At 67.9% G+C, this 23,912-nt stretch carries 23 protein-coding genes and 1 riboswitch; of the genes, 8 read left to right on the forward strand and 15 right to left on the reverse strand.

Annotated features, from left to right (window positions below):
• Positions 1–1,164 carry a sensor histidine kinase gene (locus ASD42_RS07955; RefSeq protein WP_056812137.1) on the reverse strand — a complete coding sequence of 388 codons (1,164 nt, stop codon included), beginning with the start codon at positions 1,162–1,164 and terminating at the stop codon, positions 1–3.
• A 167-nt stretch (positions 1,165–1,331) separates the two neighbouring features.
• On the opposite strand from ASD42_RS07955, the gene ASD42_RS07960 reads away from it, so the two are divergent.
• Together ASD42_RS07960 and ASD42_RS07965 are read left to right on the forward strand one after the other, a co-directional pair.
• Positions 1,332–2,090, forward strand: a complete 759-nt coding sequence (locus tag ASD42_RS07960; protein WP_063893576.1) for a hypothetical protein — start codon at positions 1,332–1,334, stop codon at positions 2,088–2,090.
• 40 nt (positions 2,091–2,130) lie between these two features.
• On the forward strand, positions 2,131–2,562 hold the full coding sequence (locus ASD42_RS07965; protein ID WP_056812143.1) for an SRPBCC domain-containing protein: 432 nt from the start codon (positions 2,131–2,133) through the stop codon (positions 2,560–2,562).
• A gap of 85 nt (positions 2,563–2,647) precedes the next feature.
• Here ASD42_RS07965 and gatA read toward each other — a convergent pair whose 3' ends face one another.
• Complete coding sequence (gene gatA / locus ASD42_RS07970; RefSeq protein ID WP_056812146.1) at positions 2,648–4,135, reverse strand: Asp-tRNA(Asn)/Glu-tRNA(Gln) amidotransferase subunit GatA; 1,488 nt, start codon at positions 4,133–4,135, stop codon at positions 2,648–2,650.
• Positions 4,132–4,428 carry an Asp-tRNA(Asn)/Glu-tRNA(Gln) amidotransferase subunit GatC gene (gene gatC / locus ASD42_RS07975; RefSeq protein ID WP_056812149.1) on the reverse strand — a complete coding sequence of 99 codons (297 nt, stop codon included), beginning with the start codon at positions 4,426–4,428 and terminating at the stop codon, positions 4,132–4,134. The genes gatA and gatC overlap by 4 nt, the downstream gene beginning before the upstream one ends.
• Before the next feature lie 233 nt (positions 4,429–4,661).
• Here gatC and ASD42_RS07980 point away from each other — a divergent pair, with 233 nt between their 5' ends.
• Positions 4,662–5,312, forward strand: coding sequence for a hypothetical protein (locus ASD42_RS07980; protein WP_056812152.1), 651 nt, complete (start codon positions 4,662–4,664; stop codon positions 5,310–5,312).
• A gap of 4 nt (positions 5,313–5,316) precedes the next feature.
• Here ASD42_RS07980 and ASD42_RS07985 read toward each other — a convergent pair whose 3' ends face one another.
• The 3 genes from ASD42_RS07985 to ASD42_RS07995 form a co-directional block, all read right to left on the reverse strand.
• Positions 5,317–5,832 (reverse strand): GNAT family N-acetyltransferase, encoded by a 516-nt coding sequence (locus ASD42_RS07985; RefSeq protein ID WP_056812155.1) that lies wholly within the window; start codon positions 5,830–5,832, stop codon positions 5,317–5,319.
• Between the two features lie 71 nt (positions 5,833–5,903).
• Positions 5,904–6,248, reverse strand: a complete 345-nt coding sequence (locus ASD42_RS07990) for a hypothetical protein (protein ID WP_056812158.1) — start codon at positions 6,246–6,248, stop codon at positions 5,904–5,906.
• A gap of 22 nt (positions 6,249–6,270) precedes the next feature.
• On the reverse strand, positions 6,271–7,449 hold the full coding sequence (locus ASD42_RS07995) for an AAA family ATPase (protein WP_235569341.1): 1,179 nt from the start codon (positions 7,447–7,449) through the stop codon (positions 6,271–6,273).
• A 169-nt stretch (positions 7,450–7,618) separates the two neighbouring features.
• Between ASD42_RS07995 and ASD42_RS08000 the strand changes: the two genes are divergently transcribed.
• Complete coding sequence (locus ASD42_RS08000; RefSeq protein ID WP_131816591.1) at positions 7,619–7,972, forward strand: hypothetical protein; 354 nt, start codon at positions 7,619–7,621, stop codon at positions 7,970–7,972.
• Between the two features lie 23 nt (positions 7,973–7,995).
• Here the strand turns inward: ASD42_RS08000 and ligA are convergent, their stop codons facing one another.
• The 4 genes from ligA to ASD42_RS08020 form a co-directional block, all read right to left on the reverse strand.
• Positions 7,996–10,119, reverse strand: coding sequence for an NAD-dependent DNA ligase LigA (ligA, locus tag ASD42_RS08005; protein WP_442938640.1), 2,124 nt, complete (start codon positions 10,117–10,119; stop codon positions 7,996–7,998).
• An 89-nt stretch (positions 10,120–10,208) separates the two neighbouring features.
• Positions 10,209–11,261: a methionine synthase gene (locus tag ASD42_RS08010; protein ID WP_056815754.1), complete on the reverse strand. Its 1,053-nt coding sequence runs from the start codon at positions 11,259–11,261 to the stop codon at positions 10,209–10,211.
• Between the two features lie 142 nt (positions 11,262–11,403).
• Positions 11,404–12,522 (reverse strand): tRNA 2-thiouridine(34) synthase MnmA, encoded by a 1,119-nt coding sequence (gene mnmA, locus ASD42_RS08015; RefSeq protein WP_056812166.1) that lies wholly within the window; start codon positions 12,520–12,522, stop codon positions 11,404–11,406.
• Entirely contained in the window at positions 12,519–13,742 is a 1,224-nt protein-coding gene (locus ASD42_RS08020; RefSeq protein WP_056812168.1) for a cysteine desulfurase family protein, read from the reverse strand. The genes mnmA and ASD42_RS08020 overlap by 4 nt, the downstream gene beginning before the upstream one ends.
• A gap of 771 nt (positions 13,743–14,513) precedes the next feature.
• Positions 14,514–14,578, forward strand: a riboswitch (guanidine-III (ykkC-III) riboswitch).
• Positions 14,579–14,588: 10 nt separating this feature from the next.
• On the opposite strand from ASD42_RS08020, the gene ASD42_RS08025 reads away from it, so the two are divergent.
• Both ASD42_RS08025 and ASD42_RS33700 read left to right on the forward strand, forming a co-directional pair.
• Positions 14,589–14,903 (forward strand): DMT family transporter, encoded by a 315-nt coding sequence (locus ASD42_RS08025; protein WP_056812172.1) that lies wholly within the window; start codon positions 14,589–14,591, stop codon positions 14,901–14,903.
• A 153-nt stretch (positions 14,904–15,056) separates the two neighbouring features.
• Complete coding sequence (locus ASD42_RS33700) at positions 15,057–15,815, forward strand: alpha/beta fold hydrolase (RefSeq protein ID WP_235569452.1); 759 nt, start codon at positions 15,057–15,059, stop codon at positions 15,813–15,815.
• A 53-nt stretch (positions 15,816–15,868) separates the two neighbouring features.
• On the opposite strand, the gene ASD42_RS08035 is transcribed toward ASD42_RS33700, so the two are convergent.
• Together ASD42_RS08035 and ASD42_RS08040 are read right to left on the reverse strand one after the other, a co-directional pair.
• The gene (locus ASD42_RS08035; RefSeq protein WP_056812178.1) at positions 15,869–16,303 is read right to left on the reverse strand and encodes an ester cyclase; all 435 of its coding nucleotides are present in this window, start codon (positions 16,301–16,303) and stop codon (positions 15,869–15,871) included.
• A 209-nt stretch (positions 16,304–16,512) separates the two neighbouring features.
• Positions 16,513–17,496 carry a helix-turn-helix transcriptional regulator gene (locus tag ASD42_RS08040; RefSeq protein ID WP_056815756.1) on the reverse strand — a complete coding sequence of 328 codons (984 nt, stop codon included), beginning with the start codon at positions 17,494–17,496 and terminating at the stop codon, positions 16,513–16,515.
• A gap of 63 nt (positions 17,497–17,559) precedes the next feature.
• On the opposite strand from ASD42_RS08040, the gene ASD42_RS08045 reads away from it, so the two are divergent.
• A complete protein-coding gene (locus ASD42_RS08045; RefSeq protein WP_056812181.1) occupies positions 17,560–18,702 on the forward strand; it encodes an epoxide hydrolase family protein in 1,143 nt (380 codons plus the stop codon).
• Positions 18,703–18,812: 110 nt separating this feature from the next.
• On the opposite strand, the gene ASD42_RS08050 is transcribed toward ASD42_RS08045, so the two are convergent.
• Positions 18,813–20,486, reverse strand: coding sequence for an FAD-binding dehydrogenase (locus tag ASD42_RS08050; RefSeq protein ID WP_056812184.1), 1,674 nt, complete (start codon positions 20,484–20,486; stop codon positions 18,813–18,815).
• On the reverse strand, positions 20,483–21,106 hold the full coding sequence (locus ASD42_RS08055) for a TetR/AcrR family transcriptional regulator (RefSeq protein ID WP_056812187.1): 624 nt from the start codon (positions 21,104–21,106) through the stop codon (positions 20,483–20,485). Before ASD42_RS08055 ends, ASD42_RS08050 begins: the two co-directional genes overlap by 4 nt.
• Before the next feature lie 102 nt (positions 21,107–21,208).
• Here ASD42_RS08055 and ASD42_RS08060 point away from each other — a divergent pair, with 102 nt between their 5' ends.
• Positions 21,209–22,306, forward strand: coding sequence for an MBL fold metallo-hydrolase (locus ASD42_RS08060; RefSeq protein WP_056812190.1), 1,098 nt, complete (start codon positions 21,209–21,211; stop codon positions 22,304–22,306).
• A 12-nt stretch (positions 22,307–22,318) separates the two neighbouring features.
• Here ASD42_RS08060 and ASD42_RS08065 read toward each other — a convergent pair whose 3' ends face one another.
• The gene (locus ASD42_RS08065; RefSeq protein ID WP_056815759.1) at positions 22,319–23,893 is read right to left on the reverse strand and encodes a GMC family oxidoreductase; all 1,575 of its coding nucleotides are present in this window, start codon (positions 23,891–23,893) and stop codon (positions 22,319–22,321) included.
• Between the last annotated feature and the right edge of the window lie 19 nt (positions 23,894–23,912).

The raw sequence follows: 23,912 nt of genomic DNA on the forward strand, positions 1-23,912 counted from the left end.
CTAGTGGATGGGCAGTTTCACGGAGACCTCGAATCCGCCGGTGAGGGTGGGCGCCGCGTGGAGTTCACCGCCGACCGCGACAACGCGGGTGCGCATGCCGTCGATGCCGTGACCGCCGCCCGCGCCGGGCTGCGGCACGGTGGCGGTGGCGGCGTTGTGCACGGTCACGCTCACCACGCCGGGCTCGACCGCCACCGCGACCTGCACCGCCGCGCCCGGTGCGTGCCGGGCGCAGTTGGCCATCGACTCCTGTACCACGCGATAGATGACCAACCCGGTCGTCTCCGGCACCGAATCCAGATCCCCGGTCACCGTCCAGTCGACCGGCAGACCCGCGCGCAGCGCCGACGCGCACAGGGCGAGCACGTCCGAGGCACGCGGCTGCGGCGCGTGTTCGGGCAACTGGCCATCGCTGCGCAACACCCCGAGCAGGCCACGGATCTCGTTGAGCGCGGTGCGGGCGGTCGCGCCGATGGATTCGAATTCGGCCCGCGAGGCCTGGTCGAGGTCGGTGATCCGGTACGGCGCTGTCTGCGCCTGCACCACCACCATGGACATGTGGTGGGCGACCACATCGTGCAGGTCACGGGCGATGCGCGCCTTCTCCTCGAGGATCGCCCGACGCGCGCGCTCGAGTTCGGTGACCTCTTCCTGCCGCTCCAGCTTGCGCCGCGAGGCCAGCAGGATCCGCACGAGATAGCCGAACAGCGCCAGCGCGCCGAACCCCATCGCCCAGCCCCAGAGCGGACCGCTCTGCGACCCGGGCATGGTCGTGGCGAACAGCATCGAGGTGGCCGCCCAGGCGACGACCACGATCGGCACCGAGGCTCGCAACGCCACCGCGAACAGCAGCACGAACAGCACGATGACGTGGACGACCTGGAAGGGCAGGTCGTTGTCCGCGCTCGGCTGCAGGCCGATCGAGAACAGCAGCGCGGCCCCCGCGGAGATCGCCCAGCCCATCGCCGGGTTGACCCGCACGAACAGGATCGGCAAGGCCGCCAGTGCCGACAGCAGTGGCGCCACAACCGGCGAGACCTCGTGGGTCACGAACAGCGTCGGCCACGCGATGCTGTACAAAATCAGCGCTACCAGCACCGTTGCGAAGTCGAACCAGGTGCGCGCGGGTATTCCTCGCGCGGCGGAGCGTGGTGGTGCGGACATGACAGTCAGCCTACGAACCGTCCGGTCACCGGACCTCATACCCACGAACCGAATACGACCCCCTACCCTGGTGTGACCCCGGCGCCGGGCATGCCACCCGCGCGCCCCGATAAACCGGTCCGCAGCGGGATACCCGCGGCGAGACCCGCTCCTTACTGTCGGAGGCCATGAACACCCCGCTTCGCCCGGTACCCGCCGCCGCTCGGGCCCGTACCGCAGATTCCGCCGCCTCCGCGCCGTCCCCCGCTGCCTCGCAGCACCGCCGTCGTAGCGGTGTCGCGCTGTGCACAGCCGGGCTGGCCATGGCCGCCGCTGTGGTCATGTCGGCGCCGGGCGCCATGGGCACCACCCCGGGCGGCACCGAGAACGTCGCGGCCGCCGCCGCGGTACGCGCGCTCATCGACGACAGCCCGGACGCCACCTCGCTCATCCCCCGCGATTTCGGCTACAAGTTCGGCTACGACCCCGCGCCGCTGGACGGTCTGCTGGTGAACCCGAACGGCGGCTGTTCCTCGCCGGTGACGCTGCCCGCCGAGTTCGAGTCGGCGTGCAAGGCTCACGACCTGGGCTACGACGTGCTGCGCTACGCCGAGCGGCTCGACCAACCCCTCGGTGGATGGGCGCGCCGCTCGGTGGACGCGGCGCTGAACCGGCGCATCCACGCCTCCTGCCAGCAGCGCGACGACGAGTTCTCCCGGGCCCGCTGCGGCGTGATGGCCGATATCGCGTTCACCGCCGTGGACGTGAACTCACGACGCCAGGAGTACGGCGCACCGGTGGTGGAGAACGTCTTCGCCCAGACCGACCCGGCCGACCGGCCCAACCTCTGGCCGCTCGCCCGCACGGTCCTCGGTTTGTTCGCGGTGACGGCGGCCTCGGCCGTGATCATCGACGCGATGCGCAAACTACGCCGCCGGTTCGCGTGATGCAGTTGCCGAAAACTAGAACATGTCCTAGTTTTCACGCATGTCTCTAGTCATCGACGAAACGATCGAGATCGACGCCCCCGCCGCGAAGGTGTGGGAGGTGCTCACGGATTTCGAGCGCTACGGCGAATGGAACACCTTCTGTTACGAGGCGTCGAGCACGCTGGAACCGGGCTCGACCATCGACATGCAGGTCAAGCTGGGCAACAACCGCCGGCCACAGCGGGAATGGATTCGCACCCACACCCCGGGCGTCGAGTTCAGCTACACGATGAAGCCGGTGCCGCTGGGCGCACTGCACAGCCTGCGCTCGCACACCGTCGTGCCGCTCGGCCCCGACCGGTGCCGCTACGAGTCCCGATTCACCCTCGCGGGCTGGTTGAGCCCCGTCGTCACGTTGGCGCTCGGCAAGGATCTGCGGGCCGGTTTCACCGCGATGACGGCGGGCGTGGGCAAGCGCGCGGTGGCGTAGGCGCCCATCACCGACAGGCAACCGACAAACAAGCGGGGCGCGCCGGATTCTTTCGAATCGGCGCGCCCCGCTTGTGCGACTTCTCTCAGACAGCGCTCGGGATCGGCAGCGCGCCGCGCGCCACCTCGTAGGCCGCGCCCACCCGGTACAGGCGGTCATCGGCCAGCGCGGGCGCCATGATCTGCAGACCCACCGGCAGGTTGTCGTCGGCCGACAGACCCGACGGCACCGACATGCCGGGGTGGCCCGCCAGGTTGGTCGGCAGGGTGCACAGGTCCGACAGGTACATGGCCAGCGGGTCGTCGACCTTCTCGCCCAGCTTCCACGGCGTGAACGGGCTGGTCGGCGAGACGAGCACGTCGACCTGCTCGTAGGCGGCGTCGAAGTCGCGCGCGATCATCGTGCGGACCTTGAGGGCCTGACCGTAGTAGGCGTCGTAGTAGCCCGCCGACAGCGCGTAGGTGCCGATCATGATGCGGCGCTTGACCTCCGGGCCGAAACCGGCCTCACGGGTCAGCGACATCACCTGGTCGGCGCTGTGGCTGCCGTCGTCACCGACGCGCAGGCCGTAGCGCATGGCATCGAAGCGCGCCAGGTTCGACGACACCTCCGAGGGCATCACCAGGTAGTACGAGGACAGCGCGTACTCGAAGCTCGGGCACGACACCTCGACCACCTCGGCGCCCAGTTCCTTCAGCACCGCGACCGCGGCGTCGAAGGAGGCGAGCACGCCGGATTGGTAACTGTCGGAGTGCAATTCGCGCACCACACCGACGCGCACGCCGGTCAGGTCACCGTTGGCGCCCTGTTTGGCAGCCTCGACGACGGGCGCCACCGCGACGTTGCGGGAGGTGGAGTCACGCGGGTCGTACCCGGCGATCACCTCGTGCAGCAGCGCGGTGTCGAGCACGGTGCGACCACACGGGCCACCCTGATCCAGCGACGATGCGCAGGCGACGAGGCCGTACCGGGAGACGGTGCCGTAGGTGGGCTTCACGCCGACCGTCGCGGTGACCGCGGCGGGCTGACGAATCGAGCCACCGGTATCGGTGCCGATGGCCAGCGGCGCCTGGAACGAGGCCAGTGCCGCCGCCGAACCGCCGCCGGAACCGCCGGGGATGCGGGTGGTGTCCCAGGGGTTGCGGGTGGGGCCGTAGGCGGAGTTCTCGGTGGAGGAGCCCATCGCGAACTCGTCCATGTTGGTCTTGCCGAGAATCGGGATGCCCGCGGCGCGCAGCCGGGAGGTGACCGTCGCGTCGTACGGCGACATCCAGCCTTCGAGGATCTTCGAGGCGCAGGTGGTCGGCATGTCGGTGGTGGTGAAAACGTCCTTGAGCGCCAACGGAACTCCCGCCAGCGACGAGGCAGGGCTATCGCCCGCGGCGAGCGCGGCGTCGACCACGGCGGCCGCGGCCAGTGCCTCCTCACCCGCGACGTGCAGGAAGGCGTTGAGCTCACCGTCGACCTTGCCGATGCGATCCAGATGCGCCTGGGTGACCTCGGTGGAGGACACCTCGCCGCCGTGGATCTTGCTCGCCAGCTCCGCAGCCGACAACTGGGTCAACTCGGTCATTCGCCCTCTCCCAGGATCTGCGGGACCAGGAAACGCTGTTCTTCCACCGCGGGCGCCTGGTCCAGCGCCTGCTCGGGAGTGAGGCCGGTGACGACCACATCGGGCCTGGTCACATTGGTCGTCGGGTTCGGCGACGCGGTGGCGGGGACATCGGCGGCGACCTCGGTGATGGTCTGCACGTGGCTGAGGATCGAATCCAGCTGACCGGCGAACTGGTCGAGTTCGGCGTCGGTCAACGCCAGCCGGGACAGCCGGGCGAGGTGAGCGACCTCGTCGCGGGAGATTGCGGGCACCGCGGGACCCCTTTCGGCTTCGGTGGGCAGTATCGGTACAGCCTAATTGGCGGGTCCTCGAGGTTTTTACGCGCCCGTCCCCGCACCTCGGACGCACCCGCTCACACGAAAGTTCGCGCATGTCGCGCCGATGGGGTCATACTTCGGGTCGAGAACCCGCGTTCAGGGGTGTAAGTATTGCTTCACCGGGTATTCGTCTCGAACAACCCCGGCCGTTATGGAAAGGAACGCACGTGTCATACCTGCTCCGCGTGCAACTTCCGGATCGACCGGGAAGCCTCGGCTCCCTCGCACTCGCCCTCGGCGGGGTCGGCGCGGACATCCTCTCGCTCGATGTCGTGGAACGCGGCGCCGGCTTCGCGATCGACGATCTCGTCGTCGAAGTCCCCACCGGCGCACTGCCCGACACCCTCATCACCGCCGCGGAATCGGTGCGCGATGTGAGCGTCGACTCCATTCGCCCGTACTCCGGCGTCCTCGACACCCACCGCGAACTCGAACTGATCGACCAGGTCGCCAGCGCCCGTGACGACCGCCTCCAGGTTCTCGTCGACGGCTGCCCCCGCGTGCTGCGCGTCGGTTGGTCCACGATCATCGGCTTGGGCCCCGCGGGCGCCTACCGCATCGTCGGCAGCCCGAGTGCCCCTGAGACACAAGCGGGTTCGGCCCCGTGGATGCCCATCGAGAAGCCGATGTGGCTCGACGGCGAGGCCGACTGGGTGCCGGAGATCTGGCGCGACATGGACACCAAACTCGCCGCCGCTCCGCTGGGCAACACCGGCAGATCGCTGTTGCTCGGCCGCCCCGGCGGACCCGACTTCCGGCCGTCGGAAGTGGCGCGGCTCGGCTACCTCGCCGGCATCGTCGCCACCGTGCTGAACTGATCGCTCAGCTCAGCGCGAGCCGCATCACGAACAGCTGCAGTCCGTCGTGGGTGGCCCAATCGCGTTCGGGGACACCGACAAAGCCGAGCCGCTCGTAGATTCGGTGGGCGTCGACCATCGAGAACATGGTGGTGAGCGCGACCGCTTCGAAGCCGCTCGATTTCGCCTCGTCGATGACGGCGCGAACCAGCGCGGTGCCGACACCGAGTCCGCGCGCCTGCTTCGATACCGCGAGCATGCGGAACTCGAGTTCACCGGGCTGGGCGATCTCCGCGTACCGCGTGCCGGGCTTCGCGACAGTGAGCGAGCCGACGACCAGGCCGTCGTGCACGGCGACGAGTATCTCGGACTCGGTCGCCCGGCGCGCGACGTCGGCGAGTTCGCGCACGTAGTCGTCGCGCTCGGTGACGTAGCCGTCACCCACGTACACATCGACGGTCAGCGCGGCGACCGCGTCGTACTCGTCGGAGTGAGCGGGGCGGATCAGGAGTCCGGTGGTCTGGTCGTCGGTACCGTGCATCCCGAAATGATCCCACCTGGACGTTTGTGAGCTCCAACTCACCCACACCTGGGAGAGCCCGGTGAGGTCGCTCAGGAGCCGAGGTAGGGGCGAAGACCGGGGTGCTCGGCGTGCCAGTCGTCGGGGTTGTGGGGCGGGTAGGCGATGGCGAGGTGGTCGCCGGGGGCGGGCCAGTGGGCGGCGTCCCAGGCGAAGCGGCGGTAGACGACCTTGCCGGTGATCGACGGGCCGGTGACGGTGCCGGTGATCGTCACGTAGTGCTCGCCGGTCATCGCGGGCAGCGGGCTGACCCCGGTCACATACAGCGACCCGTGTTCGAGGTTCGCCCTCCCCCGGCCGGTCCGTCCGGCGACGACGGCGCCGATCGTCACCACCAGCATCGTCACCAGCGCTGCCGCCATCACCACTTCGAGCATGCGCCCATGCTAGGCCCCCCTCCTACAGGGGTGTGAGCTCGCTGACCCCCCGCTCGCGACGCACCTGCCACACGGCGGTGCGGGTGCGCTGGGAGCGTCCGTTGCCGCGGTCGATCAGCGCCCGATCGGCGGTGGTGTAGATCAGCTGTGCGCCACGGGCATTGGTCTCCGGGTTCTGGAACAACTGGACGAGCCGGTCGGTCTCCTCGACCGGCAGGCCCACGCCCAGATCATCGACCGCGAGCACCTGGCCGGCGTCGAGGGCTTCCAGCATCGCGGGCAGCACGCGCAGCAGCGAACGCGTGGCGGTAGATTCGTCGGCCAGCTCGAACGGGACGTCGATGCCTTCGTGCACCAGGCTCAGCCCCGCGCCGCGACGGTCGACCATCCGTCGGTACAGCGCGTCCCGAGCCGCCCGAAGGGTGCTCAGTTCGCGGTCGACCAGAATCTGCTCGGGGTGGTCGAGATGACCTGCCAGCGCACCGATTTCGGCATCCAGATCCCGCAGGTAGTCCGCGTACATCGGATCGTGTTCGGCGACGAGCAGGTCCTCGATCCCCAGATCGGCCGTGCGCAGCAGCATCAACAGACGCGCCGCGTTGTCGGGCGAACGGGAGATGTGGCTGCCGAGGTCGTGCGCGAGCGTGTCGGTGTCGACATCACCCTGCTGCACAGCCAGATTCGCCGCGAACCACCGATACGCGGGCACCAGCGCCTCGGCGTACAGCTGCCCCGCCAGACTCAACAGCAGGGCGTTCGGCCGCAGCAACGGCACCAGCGCCGCCACACCGTAACGAGCCGCCTCGAACATCGGCCCGATCTTCACCTCGTCACCGATACGTTCGAACACGATCCGCTTGCGCGACCGAGGATGGGTATACAACCACTCCGCGACCACATCCGCGTTGTCGAGCCGGAACCCATAGGTATAAGGCACACCTTCGGCAACGAACCCCGCGACGAATTCCGTTGGGCTATCGGCGAACCCGAGATGCGGTCGGCGCACCGGGCCCGCGTACGGGTCCCACCCGCTCACCGAGTTCAGCACCGCGTCGCGCATCTGCCCGAGCGCGTCGATCAAGCTCGTCTTCCCCGCGGCGGCCACCCCGTGCACCGCAGTCACCGGCACCGCCAACGGGCCGCCCGCGCCTTTGGTCAGCCGCAGTTGCTGAGCTCGAGCCAGCGATCCGTGGTTCGTCACCTGAAAACTGCGCAGCAAGGGTCCGCCTCTCCGAGATTCTTGGAAAGACTAGGCGACGCGGGTTCTCGCCGACGCGGCCGAGTCACCGTGTCTGCGCACCGCTTGACGCACCATGAGGTCGCCCGGTCCCGTAGGCTGACCAAAATTCGCGGAGAGGCAGGACAGTGTGATGGCCGTTCGAGTGGTGGTTCGCGGAGTTGTCGTTGCGGCAGTGACGGCGGGAGCGCTGGTTCCGGCCGCGCTGCTCAGCGCACCGAGTGCAATGGCCGATCCGTGCCCGACCGGAACCGCACGGGTGTTCCTGGGTAACTCGACCAACTCCTGTCAGGGTGCGGGGACGGTGTCCTACGCCGAGGCGCCGGTGTCGAAGGTGTGCTCGATGACCAGCACCGACGTGACGGTCGAAATCCAGACCAACATCAAGAAGCGGCCCCTGCGCACCCAGGAGCTCAGCAACGGGCAGTGCGCGTCGTTCGATATGAAGACCCAGATCGGCAACACCGTCACGGTGACGCCGAACTGAGCGTTCCGCGGCGGCGCGACCGGCTAGTCCTTAACGCCCGAATCCTCGACCGGGTCGATCCTGACCGCGTCGGGACCGCCGTCGAGCAGCAGTCGGAAGCCGTCTTCGTCCAGGATCCGGACGCCGAGTTCCTCCGCCTTGGCGGCTTTCGAACCGGGCGCCTCGCCGATCACGACGAACGCGGTCTTCTTCGAGACCGAGCCGGCAGCCTTGCCGCCGCGGACGAGGATCGCTTCCTTCGCGCCGTCGCGGGTGAAGGTCTGCAGGGAACCGGTGACGACGATCGACAGGCCGTCGAGGTTGCGTTCGATGGATTGATCGCGCTCGTCCTCCATCCGCACCCCGGCCGCTCGCCACTTGTCCACGATCGCGCGATGCCAGTCGACGGTGAACCATTCCAGCACCGCCGCGGCGATGGTGGGGCCGACGCCGTCGGTGGCTGACAGTTCTTCTGCTGTCGCGGATTCGATGCGCTCGAGGCTGGCGAACTCGGCGGCCAACGCGCGGGCCGCGGTCGGACCGACGTGGCGAATGGACAGTGCGACGAGCACCCGCCACAGCGGAGTGTCCTTGGCGGCGTGCAGGTTGTCGAGCAGGCGGGCGCCGTTGGCCGAGAGGGCGCCGTCCTGTTTGGTGAACAGCGGCACGCCGAGCAGATCCTGGGCGTCGAGGGCGAACAGGTCGCCTTCGTCGGTGATCGCGCCCGAGGTGAGCAGGGCGTTGGCGGCTTCGTAGCCGAGGGCTTCGATGTCGAAGGCGCCGCGACCGGCCAGGTGGAAGACGCGTTCACGCAGCTGGGCGGGGCAGTGCCGCTGGTTGGGGCAGCGGATGTCGGCGTCGCCTTCCTTCGCCGGTGCGAGTTCGGTGGCGCACTCGGGGCAGTGCGTCGGCATGACGAATTCGCGTTCAGCGCCGGTTCGCGCGTCGACGACGGGCCCGAGGACCTCGGGAATCACATCACCGGCCTTGCGGATGGTGACAGTGTCGCCGATCAGCACGCCTTTGCGCTTCACCTCGGAGGCGTTGTGCAAGGTGGCCATCGACACGGTCGAACCGGCGATCGAGACCGGCGCCATCACCGCGAACGGGGTGACCCGACCGGTACGGCCGACGTTCACCGCGATATCGAGCAGGGTGGTAGTGGCCTCTTCCGGCGGGTACTTGTAGGCGATGGCCCAGCGTGGGGCGCGTGAGGTGGAGCCGAGGCGGCGTTGCAGGGCCGTCTCGTCGACCTTGATCACCTGACCGTCGATCTCGTGCTCGATGTCGTGGCGGTGTTCGCCCCAGTAGGCGACCCGCTCGACCACCGCGTCGATGCCCTCGACCAGGCGGGTGTGCGCCGAGACCGGCAGGCCCCACGCGGCGAGCGCCTGGTACGCCTCGTGCTGAGAAGACGGGCGGTAACCCTCGATGCGGCCGAAGCCGTGGCAGATCATCCGCAGCCTGCGCTGGGCGGTGATCGCGGGGTTCTTCTGACGCAGCGAACCGGCGGCGGTATTGCGCGGATTCGCGTACGGCGGTTTGCCTTCGGCGACGATCTGGGCATTCAACGTCTCGAAATCCTCGAGCCGGAAATACACCTCGCCGCGTACTTCGAGCAGCTCCGGGATCGGGAATTCCTCGGTCGGCGTGAGCTCGGCGGGGATGTCTTCGATGGTGCGCGCGTTGAGGGTGACGTCCTCCCCCGTGCGCCCGTCGCCGCGCGTCGCGCCGCGCACCAACTTGCCGTTCTCGTACACGAGGTTCAACGCGACGCCATCGATCTTGACTTCGCACAGATAGTGCAGGGCGGACCCGGTCTCGGCTTCCACCCTGCTCGCCCAGGCGCGCAGCTCGTCGTAGTCGAACACATTGTCCAGCGACAGCATCCGCTCGAGATGATCGACCGCGGTGAACTCGGTCGCGAAGCCGCCGCCGACCAACTGGGTGGGCGAATCGGGAGTCCGCAGATCCGGCTGGGCGTCCTCGAGAGCCTGCAACTCGCGCAATAGGGCGTCGAACTCACCGTCGGTGATGATCGGCGCGTCCCGCACGTAGTAGCGGAACTGATGCCCCCGCACCTCGTCGGCCAACTGCTGCCACCGCACCCGCTGCTCGGGCGTAGCCGCTTCGGCACTCGCGGAAACCACGCTGTCGCTGTCACTCACCCACTAGAGGTTAGTCGAGCCCACCGACACATCCGCCGAACGTTCCCGCACGTCGCAGCGAGTTTTCGTGCAGTGCGACCGGGACCGCGTCACCGACGATTCCGACCCGCCCGCGACTGTTCCGGGCGCTCGACGGTGAGCGACTCCGGGTCTTCGGCGAACGCGCGGGCAACGTCGGCGGCCAGGGCGAGGGCCTTGCGAGACCAGGCGAGCGGGGCCCCCGCCAGGCCACAGGTGGGGGTGACGAGAACCTGGGTGAGAGCCGAACGCGGGAAACCGAGGTCGTCCACGAGTCGGACCGCGGGTTCGGCGACAGCGCGCCAGGTGAGCGGGCTCGTGGGCGGTTCGGTGGGGACGAGGCCGAGAGCCAGCTTCTTGCCCGAGTCCACGGCCTCGCCGATGTCGTCGAAATCGGCGGTGGTGATGGTGGCCGCGTCGAAGGACAGGGCGGTGGCCGCGGTGCGGCGCAGGGTGGCCAAGGCGGGGCGGGAGGCGCAGGTGTGCAGGATGACCGGGCCAGGCAGGGCGTCGATCACGACGTCGAGGAAGTGGATCGCCTCGGGGCCGGGCAGAGCGCGGACGGTATTGAGGACGCTCGGGCCGGTCAGCGATCCATCGAGCACCGTTGTCAGCTGCGGTTCATCCAGCTGCACAACCACTTTCGCTCCGAGTCGTTTACCGATCTCGGCAGCGTGCAGGGCCAAGCCCTCGGCCAGCGAGTCCACGAGGTCGCGCAGCGCACCGCGATCGGTGAGGATGCGATGACCGCCGGGCAGTTCGACTTCGGCGGCGAGGGTGAGCGGTCCGACCGACTGGATCTTGATCGCTCGACCGGAGCCGACGAGACCCGCTGTCTCCCAGGCTTCCTCGATCGCATCGAGATCCACCCGCACGAAGTCACGAGCCTTGCGAGAGATCGAACCCGGTCGGTCGGCGAGCCGGTAGCCGCGGGTGGTCGCGTCGAAACGCAGGTCGACCAGGAGCGCGGAGGCGCGGCCGATCATATCGGCGCCGATCCCGCGTTCGGGAAGTTCGACGAGGTGGGGCAGTTCCGGCAGTTCACCGATGATGGTGGTCGCCGCTTCGAGTGGGTCGGTGCCCGGCCAGGAACCGATGCCGGTGGCGAACGCCCCGGCGAGCAGGTCGACCGGCTCCGCTGCGGCCGGGTCGTCGGACTGCTCGCTGCCACGCCACAACGTCACGCGCTCAACACCTTTCGTGTCGTATGGGTCGGTGGTCATCCTGCCGTGTGCCCCGCAGTTCGGCGCACCCGCCACGACGCGATCAGGCCGAGGCCGCCGACGAATCGGACGCGATGCCCGCGGTGCGGTCGGTGCCGTTGATGGTGCCGCTGCCGATCACGGTGTCGGCGCCCTCGTCATCGGGCAGGTACAGCACGATGGCCTGGCCCTTCGCGACGCCGGTGAGCGGCTCGCCCAGCCTGGCGACGAAGCCGTCGCCCTCGGGCTCGACGACGGCGGGCGCGGTCCCACCGTGCGCGCGAACCTGCACGACGCATTCGACCGACGCGGTGGGGCGAACGCCGGAGGTCCAGATCGCGCGGTCGGCGGTGATGACGTCGACCTGCAGATCCTCGACCGAACCGACCTTGACGGTGCCCGAATCTGGGTCGATCCCGGTGACGTAGCGGGGCTTGCCGTCGGCGGCGGTGTGGCTCAGGCCGAGGCCCTTGCGCTGGCCGACGGTGAATCCGTGCACACCCTCGTGATTGCCGAGCACCGTGCCGTCGGAATCGACCAGGGCGCCGGGCCGGATGCCGATCTTGGCGCCGAGGAACGCGCGGGTATCACCGGAGGGGATGAAGCAGATGTCGTGGCTGTCGGGCTTGTTGGCCACCGCCAGCCCGCGCTCGGCGGCTTCCTCGCGGATCCGCGGCTTCGGGGTGTCACCGACCGGGAACATCGCCCGCGCGAGCTGCTCGGCGGTGAGCACCGCCAGCACGTAGGACTGATCCTTGTCGGCGTCGACGGCACGACGCAGCACGCCCTCGTCGAGCCGGGCGTAGTGCCCGGTGACCACGGCGTCGAAGCCGAGGGCCTGCGCGCGGTCGGCCAGCGCGGAGAACTTGATCTTCTCGTTGCAGCGCAAGCACGGGTTCGGGGTCTCCCCCGCGGCGTAGGCGGCGACGAAATCGTCGATCACGTCTTCCTTGAAGCGGTCGGCGAAATCCCAGACGTAGAACGGGATTCCGAGCACGTCGGCGGCGCGTCGCGCGTCACCGGCGTCCTCCTTGGAGCAACAACCGCGCGACCCGGTACGCAGCGTGCCCGGGTTCGCCGACAGCGCCAGATGCACCCCGACCACCTCGTGGCCCGCGTCCACGGCCCGCGCCGCGGCCACCGCCGAATCGACACCACCACTCATCGCGGCGAGAACTCTCATCTGACACCTCCTCTAGCGCCGGCCAGGCCCGCGGCCCTGGCTCGATCGATGACCTGCGGCAGCACGGTCAACAGTGTTTCGACATCGGCCTCGGTCGACGTGTGACCGAGGGTGAAGCGCAGCGAACTGCGCGCCTGCCACGGTTGCACACCCATCGCGATCAGCACGTGACTGGGCGAGGCGACCCCCGCGTTGCAGGCCGAACCGGTCGAGCACTCGATACCGGCGGCGTCGAGCAGCATCAGCAGCGAGTCACCCTCGCAACCGGGGAACGTGAAGTGGGCGTTACCGGGCAGTCGTTCGGCCGGACCGTTGAGCACGGCGTCGGCCACAGCCACCTGGACACCGGTGACCAGCTTGTCGCGCAGCACCCGCAACTGTTCGGTGCGCGCGGGCAGCTCACCGACGGCATCGCGCAGCGCGGCGGCCATCCCGATCGCCGCGGCCACATCGGAGGTGCCGGAGCGCAGGTCGCGTTCGTGTCCGCCGCCGTGGACCAGCGGCACACACGGCACACTGCGGCCCAGCAGCAGCACACCGATTCCGTGCGGACCGCCGACCTTGTGCCCGGCCACACTGAGCGCGGCCAGGCCGCTTGCGGCGAAGTCGACCGGGATCTGGGTCACCGCCTGAATGGCGTCGCTGTGCATCGGGATATCGAATTCCTGTGCGACAGCGGCCAATTCGGTGATCGGCTCGATGGTGCCGACCTCGTTGTTGGCCCACATCACACTGACCAGCGCCACCTCGTCGGCATGCGCGGCGAGCACCTCGCGCAGCACCTGCGGCGAGACGACGCCCTCGGCGTCGACCGGCAGCCAGCTCACCTGCGCGCCCTCGTGCTTCTCCAGCCACTCGACGGCATCGAGCACCGCGTGATGCTCGACTTCGCTGGTGACGATCCTGGTGCGCCGCGGATCAGCCGCGCGACGCCCCCAGAAGATCCCCTTCACGGCCAGGTTGTCGCTCTCGGTGCCCCCGGAAGTGAAGATCACTTCGGACGGTCGAGCACCCAGATCAGCAGCGATGGACTCGCGCGCCTCTTCCAACGACCGCCGCGCCGCTCGCCCCGACCCGTGCAGCGACGACGCGTTGCCGACCGCCCCGAGGGCAGCCGTCATCGCCTCGACGGCGGCGGGCAACATCGGAGTGGTCGCCGCGTGATCGAGGTAGACCGTCCTGGGCGCACCGTTGACCGGACCCGAATAAGCCGACTTCATGACCGACAAAGCCTATACCACCGCTGACCTGGTCATCTTCGGGGTCCACCCCACCTTTCTACGATTTTTCGACGATTTACCCAGGATCCTCAACCCGAGCGCCGCTGCCGAATATTCCCCGACGCGTCCCACAACGGGTCGATAACCACCCAGAGCAGGCATGGAGCGCACACGTCAGAACCGCTACTACACCCGGCGCGACTCATCCGAAACATCGCATCCGGGACCATCAGCTTCCTTCGAACGCACGACAACGAGACTGGCCCTTCTTGCCACACGGTCCCCGCACGATCCTTCGGCTGCCGCGTTCGACCGCACCGAACGCTCGCATCGCCCGCAGTCGAGGACTCATGAGCTGCCATGACGGCTGCGGCTCGGACGCGACCGCGGCACTCCCGTCAGGATTGACCGAGGGGTATCCGTGTCATCGAGGTCGACCGTCGTTGGTGTCGTTGTCGGCTCCGACACCGCAGCGCGTCGGCGCCCTCCCGGAAGAACGAGTCACCGATGATGCGATCGCCGATCGCGCGTTCGGCGATCGCGGATACTTGGTCTTCTCGGTCACGACAGGACACTCCCTGTGCCATTTCCCTTGTCACACAACAGGTTCCGGGTGCGCCAGCCATCATGGTGAACCCGGGGACCGCGTTCCGGGACGATCGTGTCCTGCCCCTCAGACGCAGAACGCCCGTGCCTGGCTGAGCTGTCGCGGCGGGTGGTGACTTCACCCACCACCCGCTTGCCAAGAGATTGCCGGTGTGACAGCTTGGCAATGAGCCCGAACAGGGGTCCCGGACGAGGGTAGCCGTACCCGGAACGCGACAAGACGGCCACAGGAGGCTCGTCATGTCATGGATTCTGCTCGTCATCTCCGGTGTGCTGGAAGCAGTGTGGGCCACCGCGCTGGGTCGGACCGAAGGGTTCACCCGAATCGTCCCGACCGTGGTGTTCGGTGTTGCCCTGGCAGCCAGCATGGCCGGGCTGGCGCTGGCCATGCGCGATCTCCCCCTCGGCACCGCGTACGCGGTCTGGGTGGGGATCGGCGCGGTCCTGACGGTCACCTATGCCATGGTCACCGGCGCGGAGGCGTTCTCGGTAGTGAAGGCCGTGTTCCTGGTGATGATCGTTGCCGGTGTGGTCGGGCTCAAAATGGCGCACTGACGCGAACCCCGCGCAGTTGTGCGACGATCGCTTGTCAGTCTTGCAGGTGGCCCGCCTCTGATCAGTTTGCGGGACAACGAGATTGCGAATCCGCGAGGGTTACGTCAAGGAGATGCCGTGCCGGAAGTACATCGGATCACAGCGGCATCGGGCGTGGAACTATGGGCCGAAGTCACCGGGGAAGGCCCACCGCATGTCCTCGTACCCGGAGCGGGGGGAGACCATGCGACTTGGGACCCGCTGTGGCCACAGCTCACGGCGACACACCACTGCGTGCGGTATGACCTCCGCGGCTGTGGCGCATCAGAGGACCGAACTACCGCGGAGTTTCGTCATGCCGACGACTTGGCCGCACTGCTCGACGGACTGAGCATCGAGCGAACCTCACTGACCGGTGCCTCCATGGGGGGCAGGATCGCTGTCGACTTCGCACTCACCTATCCGGATCGGGTCGATCGCCTGGTGCTGATCAGTCCAGGACTTGCCGACTGGGACTGGTCGGACAAGTGGCGGGCGCACTGGCTCGAGTTGAGCCGGGCCGCCCGCAGTGGAGACCTCGAACGTGCCAGGGACATGTGGTTCCACCACCCGTTGTTCACCACTACCCGCCGCGATCCGGGGATGGCCGCCCAACTGCGGACAACCATCGCCGCGGATGCCTGCCGCGTCTGGGTGGACGCCGATCGAGAGATACCACTGGCGCGACCCCACATCGAGTGCTTGCCAGATCTGGCCATGCCGGTGCTACTGATCACCGGCGCCGACGATGTGGAGGACTTTCGCGTCATCGCCGAGATCGTCGCGGCGATGGTTCCCGACGTTCGCCGCGTAGACCTACCCGATACCGGGCATCTGGCACACCTCGAACGTCCGGCAGAGACAGCAGCGGAAATCAGCGCCTTTCTCACCTAGGGAACACCCGCGAGTCCAGCGCGCCGGGCTGCGGCTCAGCGCCCTGTCACGGGTCAGGTTGTCGCAGAGTGTGCCGACGGGACGACTCCGAGTTGCTGCATCATCCCGAGCGTGTCCCAGGTCGCCCAACTCTCGACGATCTTGCCGTCGCGGAAACGATTGATCGTAATTCCTTGAACGACTGCCGATTTGCCGGTGGCGGGCATACCCATCATTTCGCCGTCATTGGTTCCTGTTCCCGTCCAACGGGTAGTGACGAAGTCGCCTTCGGCGATTTGTTCGTTGACAAGGAATCGTTGATCCGAGAAAGCGGCGAGATACATCTGCACGAGTCGTTTGATGCCGTCGGGACCATGGACCTCGGCGAACGGATTCTGCGGATCGTGGTCGATGGCGTCGGCGGACATCAGCTCGTCGAATACATCGAGGTCTCGCGCGTTCCACGCGTCGAAAAGGCGCTTGGCTGTAGCTTTGTTCTGCTCTGACATGGCGTTTCCCAACTAATAGTTACGCCGAACCGGCGGAGGGGGCTCGCAATCACCACAGGCAGCCTTCGCCGCGCCCGGCATTCAGCATGGTGTGACGCTCGGGGGCGATGCAGTAGAGCGCTGCGATCGCGGCAGGATGCCCGCCCCGGCGGTGCCCGGTAGGCATTCAGTGCCCACCGGTCGCAAACCTTGAAGCCGGTATACGCACATCATTCTGCGCCTTTTTCGCCGACAAGGTAAGGGCCGGCGCCGGCCGCGCGACGCAATCTCGTCGCGAGGCGATCGAAGGCCATGGCGAGCTCGTCTCCGTCGATCACCTCGATGTCGACGTCGAGCTGTGTCAGCCACAGCGCGAGCCGGTCCGGGTCGTCGGAACCCAGCTCGACACGGCACGTGGACTCGTCGACCGCCTCGATATCGACCGGGATGGTGATCTTCGCGGCGACCTCAGCGGCGGGGGCATGCACGAGTACCCGGGCGCGGTATTTCCAGCCCGCTTTGCTGACGCGTCCGACGACGTAGGAGACGGCATCGTCGGCCGGGATCACCCGCGGCTGGAACCGCGCACCCGTCGGCGCGCGCGGAACCATGCGGTCGACACGGAAGACCCGCCAGTCGTCCCGGTCGATATCCCACGCGAGCAGGTACCAGAACGGCCCCCAGCTCACCAGCCGTTGCGGTTCGGTGTGGCGGGCGCCTTCGCCGCCCCCGTACTTGGTGTAGCCGAACCGGATCCGTTCGTGGCCGCGGATCGCGGCGGCGACCGCGCCGAGAACCGAGAGATCGAGCGGCGGCTCAGCCCCTGGCACGACGCTCGTCGCCTCGCGGACCGCCTCGACGCGCCGACGCAGGCGCGAGGGCAGCACTTGCTCCAGCTTCGCGAGCGCGGTGAGCGATGTCTCCTCGACACCGAGCCGCTGGGTCGCGACCGCACCCAGTCCAACCGCCACGGCGACGGCCTCGTCGTCGTCGAGCAGGAGTGGGGGCATCGCCGTGCCGGCGGCCAGCCGGTACCCGCCCGCGACGCCGGGGCGCGCGTTCACGGGATAGCCGAGCGAGCGCAGCTTGCCGATGTCGGCGCGCACGGTCCTGGTGCTCACCTCGAGCCGACCGGCGAGCTCGGAGCTCGTCCAGTCGCGCTTGAGCTGGAGCAACGACAGCAGTTCGAGCAGGCGGGCCGAGGTCTCCAACATGTTCTCGATCATTTCAGCAATTGCGGAAGCTAACCCGCCGCATTACCCCGGAACGTGGATGTCATGACCGAGAACAACGCACTCACACCGTTTCGCATCGACATCCCGCAGGCCGACGTCGACGACCTGCGCGACCGGCTGGCACGCACGCGCTGGCCGATCCCCGTGCCGGGCCGTGACGATCGCTCCGACTTCAGCCGGGGCATTCCGCTGGGGTATCTGCAGGAGCTCGCCGAGTACTGGCGCGACGGGTTCGACTGGCGTGCGCAGGAAGCGAAGCTCAACGAGTACGAACAGTTCACGACAGTCGTCGACGGCCAGACGTTCCACGTCGTCCACGCGCGATCGGCGAACCCTGAGGCCATCCCGCTGATCCTGAACCACGGCTGGCCGGGCTCGTTCGTCGAGTACCAGCACCTCATCCCGCTGCTGACCAACGAGTTCCACGTGGTCGTCCCGGCACTGCCCGGCTTCGGGTTCTCCACCCCACTGTCCGGGACCGGCTGGGAGCTGGCGCGGACGACGGAGGCCTATGCCGAGATCATGACGCGTCTGAGCTACGAGAGGTTCGCTGCCCACGGCACCGACATCGGTTCGGGCACCACCGGTCGCCTCGCGGCGATCTACCCGGAGCGCGTCATCGGCACGCACATCGGCGCCGACCCCCGGTGGCTCGGGTTGGTCGGCGACAAGTTCCCTTACCCCGAGGATCTGTCCGAGGACGAGATCGCCCAGATCGAGGCAGTGCGCGCCGAGGACGCGGCCGAGCGCGGATATCTCGAGATGCAGAACCACCGTCCCGACACGATCGGTGCGGCGCTCACCGACTCACCGGTCGGTCAGCTCGCATGGATCGCCGAGAAGTTCAAGACCAGGACCGGCGGGACCTTCCGGACGCCGGACGAGTCGGTCGACCGCGACCAGCTCCTCACCAACATCAGCCTGTACTGGTTCACCCGCAGCGGTGCGTCGAGCGCGCAGTTCTACTACGAGGGCGAGCACTCCGGACTCGACTGGGTCATGGCCTCCGGCGTGCCGTCAGGATGGGCCGTGTTCGACACCCACCCGCTCATGCGCCGTGCGTTGGACCCGTGGAAGGCGGTCGATCACTGGAGCGAGTTCACCGAGGGCGGTCACTTCCCCGCGATGGAGGAGACAGAACTGCTCGCCGACGACATCCGCACGTTCTTCCGGGGCATCTCCTGACCCCATGTCAAAGTCGGCCGGGCCACGAAGGCTCAATCGAGGCCCGGCCGGATCGGCGCATCGAGGACCTCGGTTCCGTAGTTATAGCCGCATAGGGCGTCGGCGCACGCTCACACCGATTTTCGGGCGAGTGCGCGACCGGCCGCGCGACCGGAGAAGATGCATCCGCCCAGGAACGTGCCTTCGAGTGCGTTGTAACCGTGGACACCACCCCCGCCGAAGCCCGCTACCTCGCCGGCGGCGTAGAGCCCTGTCAGTGGCGTGCCGTCGGGGCGGAGCACCTGGCTGTCGAGGTCGGTTTCGATACCGCCCAAGGTCTTTCGGGTCAGGATATTGAGGCGGACAGCGATGAGCGGGCCGTGCGCCGGGTCCAGGATCCGATGCGGTGCGGCGACCCGCGCCAGTCGGTCGCTGCGTGATCGGCGGGCGTTCTCGATCGCCATCAGTTGAAGGTCTTTGCTGAAGGGATTGTCCAGTTCGCGATCGCGGGCCACGATCTGACGTTCTATGTCGGCGGCGTCCAGTTGCGGCCCCCGGGCCAACTTGTTCATGCCTTCGACGAGTTCGGCGAGGGTATCGGCCACCACGAAGTCCTGCCCGTTCTGCTTGAACTTCTCCACCGGTCCCGGCGCACCCTTGGCGAGACGATTGCTGAGGACTTGGCGAATGCTCTTGCCGGTGATGTCGGGGTTCTGTTCGGATCCCGACAGCGCGAACTCTTTTTCGATGATGGTTTGGGTGAGCACGAACCAGGAGTAGTCGTGCCCCGTCGCCAGGATCTGCTTCATCGTGGCGAGGCTGTCGAAACCGGGGAAATGTGGTGCAGGCATGCGCTGTCCGGTCGCGTCGAACCACAACGACGACGGACCGGGGATGATCCGGATCGCGTGGTCGGGCCAGACCGGATCCCAGTTGTGGATGCCTTCGGTGTAGGCCCACAGACGGTCGCGATTGACGATGCTGGCCCCGGCCTGCTCACTGATCGCGAGCATCCGTCCGTCCACATGCGCGGGGACCCCCGAGATCAGGTGCTTCGGCGCGGCGCCGAGGCGTTCGGTCGGCCAGTTCTTCCGAATCAGGTCGTGGTTGTGGCCGATACCCCCGGAGGTGACGATAACGGCCGGTGCGCGGTATTCGAAAGATCCGGCCTCGGATCGCGACGATGCGACGCCGCGTGCCGTGGCACTGCTTTCCAGGATGGTGCCGCGGACGCCGACGCAGGCTTCACCCTCGACGAGGAGCTCGTCGACCTGATGCCGAAACGCGAATCGGACGAGCCCGGCCCGCTCGGCGCGTTCGACGGGTTCGCGAAACACCCGAACGACCTCCGGACCGGTTCCCCACGTGAGGTGGAACCGAGGCACCGAGTTGCCGTGACCGGTGGCCGACCCGGAGCCTCGCTCCGCCCACCCCACCAACGGCACCAACCGCAGCCCGAGGTCGTGCAGGTATCGACGCTTCTCGGTCGCCGCGAAACGGACATACGCCTCCGCCCACCGGCGCGGCCAGATGTCCTCGCCGTCGAGCCGGTCGAAGGCCGCCGAACCCAGCCAATCCTGGAGTGCGAGTTCGTAGGAGTCCTTGATGCCCATGCGGCGTTGCTCGGGGCTGTCGACCAGGAACAGTCCACCGAGAGACCAGAACGCCTGCCCGCCCAAGTTGTCGCGGTTCTCCTGGTCGAGGACCAGCACCCGGCGCCCCGCGGCGGCCAGCTCGTGGGTGGCGACCAAGCCGGCCAGGCCCGCGCCGACCACGATGACATCGGGTTCGAATGTGTCGGTCATGAACGGATCTCCCTGGTGTGGTGCTCGACGAGCAGGACGAACAGATCGGTCCGACGGGCTCGCGCGGCGTCGGTATCGGAGTCGATGAGGCACTGCACGGTCGTGCCGTCGTGCACCGCGACCAAGGCGGAACCGAACGCCGCGGCGTCGGTGATTTCGCGCCCCAATTGCGCGACAAGCAGCTCGAGCAGGGGCATCAGTGTCGCGAGGATGGTCTCCTCACGTGCGGCCACCACCCGCTTGAGCGACGGGTTACGCAGAGCGTGGGCGGTGAATTCGGCCGTGAGGCGATACCACTTGTCGTCGACGGGAATCGTTTCGAGCACCTGCTCGACGACATCGCGCGTCGATGAGACCCGTGCGCACACCCGATCGGCGACCAACGCCTCGACAGCGGCCAGCATCTGCGCCGAGCGCTGCTCCCACGCGGCGAGGAACAGTTCGTCCAATGCCGCGAAGTTGGAGTAGAAGGCGCCCTTGGTGAACTGGGCTCGTTCGCACACCTGATCCACCGTGCTGCTGCCGAAGCCGCGTTCAGCGAAGACGTCCAGCGCGGCTTCGATCAGTCGCCGACGCGTCTCTTGGCGACGGCGACTGATCGGAGGGGACTTCTCTACCATGTGGATACTATAAAGTATCGGATACCTTTTAGTATTCAATGAGGTCAACGGCGAACTGCCCGAAGGCCGGTGCCCGTTTCCGACAGCTGTCAGGATGACCACGTGTCAGAGTTCTCACACAGTCCGCGCCCCCTCGCCCGGCGCACTCTCCTCGGCGGCGCGATCGCCGCCGGGCTGGTCGCGACAGCGGGCCGGGCCCTCGCGGATCCGGGCGAGCGCATGATCGCCGCGCGCACCCGCTTCTTCGGCGCTGACAACGTCGATCCGGCGACCGGCGCGGTACGCGGCGATCGAGTGATCCTGTCCTGGTTCGGATGCACGAGTTTCGCCGCGGCACTGGGCGGGACCGTGGTCCTGCTCGACGCGTGGGTTCCCCGGGGCGCCCACAGCGGATACGTCCCGACCACCGTGGCGCAGGTGGGCGAGCTCCGCCCGGAGGCGATCTTCCTCGGCCACGGACACTTCGACCACGCCGGTGACGCGGCCGCTCTGGCGCAGGCCTCCGGCGCGGTGCTGTTCGGCACGGCCGAGCACTGTGCCCAGGTCCAGCGCCAGGTCGGGGCGACGGCCCTGCGCACCGTAGTGCTCGGTGACGCTACGTCGGCGCTCGGCCAGACCTATCACCATTCGGTCGGACCGGTCGAGGTGACAGCGGTCCGGCATGTGCACTCGGGACCGAAACCTCCCGACCGCAGCGGCGAGGGTTCCGCGCCGTTCTTTCCGGTGCCCGACATTCGTGATTCGATCGCGAACCCGCCGCAACTGTGCGATCTCGTCGCACTCGGGTCCTCGCTGTCCGATCAGGAAGGCGGCAGCCTGCTCTACCAGTTCCGGGTGGGTGGCTTCACCCTCACCTGGCACGACTCCGCCGGGCCGCTCACCGAAGCCGCACCCGAGGTGTTCGACGTTCTGCGAGCGCTGCCCGGCAGCGACGTGCAACTGGGCGCCATCCAGGGTTTCAACCAGCCGCTCAACGGTTTACGCGATGTGCGCCAGTACATCGAGGCGATCAGACCGGCGATGTTCGTGCCCAGCCATCACGACAACTGGCTTCCCGGCTTCACCGCGCGTGGTGACACCTATGAGCAGACCTTGCGCGGCGAGCTGGAACGCATTCCCGCGCAGGGGCGCCCGACCTTGCGTTTCCTCTCCGATCCCGGCGACTACCTTCGACCGGACGCCCTGACGTTCGCCCTCTGAGCGACGGCGGTTTCAGCGGAGGAGATCGGCTGCCCTCTCACCGATGACCACCGACGGCGCGTGGGTGTGGCCGCGGATGATGGTCGGCATCACCGAGGCGTCGGCCACGCGCAGACCATCGAGGCCGCGGATCTTCAGGTCAGGGGTGACGACACTGGCTGCGTCGGTACCCATCCGACAGGTGCTGGTGGGGTGGTAAAGAGTGTGAGACTGCCAAGTCAGGGCCTCTTCGAGGGTTTCCGCGAGCGTCGACTGCTCGCGTCTGGGCCGGAGGAATCCGCCGATTCGGGAGCCCAGTGGCTCGGCGGTCGCGATGCGGTGGGAGATCCGCAGGCCGGCGAGCAGCGCGGCGCGGTCGGCGCCGTCGGGGTCGGACAGGTACCTGGGGTCGATGAGCGCCTTGGCCGTCGGGTCGGCAGAGGCCAGGGTCACCGTGCCGCGGCTGCGTGGCTGGAGCAGGATCGGGCCCACCGCGATCCCGTGGCCGGGCGCGACGCCGATCCCCTCGTCGTAGAACGGTGCGGGCCCGAAGATGATCTCGAGATCCGGCAGTTCGAGTTCGGGGCTGCTGCGCACGAAGCCGTACGCCTCACCGACATTGGACGTGAGCATGCCCTTGCGGCGGGCGAGGTAGTTGAGCAACTCCCACGGCTTCTCCGCGTCGAACAGCGTGTCGGAGTCGACGGCGAAGCCGAGCAGCGAGATGAGGTGATCGGTGAGGTTGCGGCCGACCTCGGGCAGGTGGTGCACCACCGGAATGCCGTGGCGGCCGAGCTCTTCCCGGTCACCGATACCGGAGAGCTGCAGCAGCTGCGGGCTGTTGATCGCCCCACCACACAGCACCACTTCCTTACTCGCGCGCACGATCTGGGTGATGCCGTCCTTGCGGTATTCGACGCCGACAGCCCGGGTGCCCTCGAACAGGATCCGCGTCGCCTGCGCGCCGGTGAGCACGGTCAGATTCGAACGCTTGCGCGCCGGCTTCAGATAGGCATCCGCGGTGCTCCACCGGGCGCCGCGTTTCTGACTCACCATGGTTTGCGTGAAACCTTCGGGCTGGGGCAGATTCGCGCGCTCTCGCTTGAAACCGGCGTGCTCGGCCGCGGCGAGGAAGTCGTCGGTCCACCGGCGCGCGCTGCGCTGGTGCGAGATCCGCAGCGGTCCGGAGCGACCCTCGTCGGGTTCGGTGGCGTCCTCGACGGACTCGATGCGCCGGAAGTACTCGACCACGTTCGCGAACGACCAGTCCGGCCCGGCGGCGCGCGCCCACTCGTCGTAGTCGGCCGCGAAACCACGGACCCACATCATCGCGTTCATCGACGAGGACCCACCGAGCATTTTGCCGCGCGGCCAGAAGATCTGGCGCTCACCGAGTTCGGACTGCGGGGTGGTCAGGTAGTTCCAGTCGAGGTCGGTCTGGAACAGCTTGGAGAACGCTGCCGGAATGTGGACGGCCTGATTCTTGTCCTCGGGACCGGCTTCCAGGGCGATGACGCTGGTGGCCGAGCGCTCGCTGAGCCGTGCGGCGAGCACCGCGCCCGAGGAACCGGTGCCGACGACGACGTAGTCGGCGATGCTGTTGTTCATCTGATTCTCCAAGGAAGTC

The sequence above is a fragment of the Nocardia sp. Root136 genome (assembly GCF_001427185.1).
In the GTDB taxonomy this organism is placed as follows: domain Bacteria; phylum Actinomycetota; class Actinomycetes; order Mycobacteriales; family Mycobacteriaceae; genus Nocardia; species Nocardia salmonicida.

Coding starts and splice junctions, on each gene's coding strand:
- ASD42_RS07955 (WP_056812137.1), bottom strand. CDS start 1,164: ATGTCCGCACCACCACGCTCCGCCGCGCGAGGAATACCCGCGCGCACC.
- ASD42_RS07960 (WP_063893576.1), top strand. CDS start 1,332: ATGAACACCCCGCTTCGCCCGGTACCCGCCGCCGCTCGGGCCCGTACC.
- ASD42_RS07965 (WP_056812143.1), top strand. CDS start 2,131: ATGTCTCTAGTCATCGACGAAACGATCGAGATCGACGCCCCCGCCGCG.
- gatA (WP_056812146.1), bottom strand. CDS start 4,135: ATGACCGAGTTGACCCAGTTGTCGGCTGCGGAGCTGGCGAGCAAGATC.
- ASD42_RS07985 (WP_056812155.1), bottom strand. CDS start 5,832: ATGCACGGTACCGACGACCAGACCACCGGACTCCTGATCCGCCCCGCT.
- ASD42_RS07990 (WP_056812158.1), bottom strand. CDS start 6,248: ATGCTCGAAGTGGTGATGGCGGCAGCGCTGGTGACGATGCTGGTGGTG.
- ASD42_RS08000 (WP_131816591.1), top strand. CDS start 7,619: ATGGCCGTTCGAGTGGTGGTTCGCGGAGTTGTCGTTGCGGCAGTGACG.
- mnmA (WP_056812166.1), bottom strand. CDS start 12,522: ATGAGAGTTCTCGCCGCGATGAGTGGTGGTGTCGATTCGGCGGTGGCC.
- ASD42_RS08020 (WP_056812168.1), bottom strand. CDS start 13,742: ATGAAGTCGGCTTATTCGGGTCCGGTCAACGGTGCGCCCAGGACGGTC.
- ASD42_RS08025 (WP_056812172.1), top strand. CDS start 14,589: ATGTCATGGATTCTGCTCGTCATCTCCGGTGTGCTGGAAGCAGTGTGG.
- ASD42_RS08035 (WP_056812178.1), bottom strand. CDS start 16,303: ATGTCAGAGCAGAACAAAGCTACAGCCAAGCGCCTTTTCGACGCGTGG.
- ASD42_RS08040 (WP_056815756.1), bottom strand. CDS start 17,496: ATGTTGGAGACCTCGGCCCGCCTGCTCGAACTGCTGTCGTTGCTCCAG.
- ASD42_RS08045 (WP_056812181.1), top strand. CDS start 17,560: ATGACCGAGAACAACGCACTCACACCGTTTCGCATCGACATCCCGCAG.
- ASD42_RS08050 (WP_056812184.1), bottom strand. CDS start 20,486: ATGACCGACACATTCGAACCCGATGTCATCGTGGTCGGCGCGGGCCTG.
- ASD42_RS08055 (WP_056812187.1), bottom strand. CDS start 21,106: ATGGTAGAGAAGTCCCCTCCGATCAGTCGCCGTCGCCAAGAGACGCGT.
- ASD42_RS08065 (WP_056815759.1), bottom strand. CDS start 23,893: ATGAACAACAGCATCGCCGACTACGTCGTCGTCGGCACCGGTTCCTCG.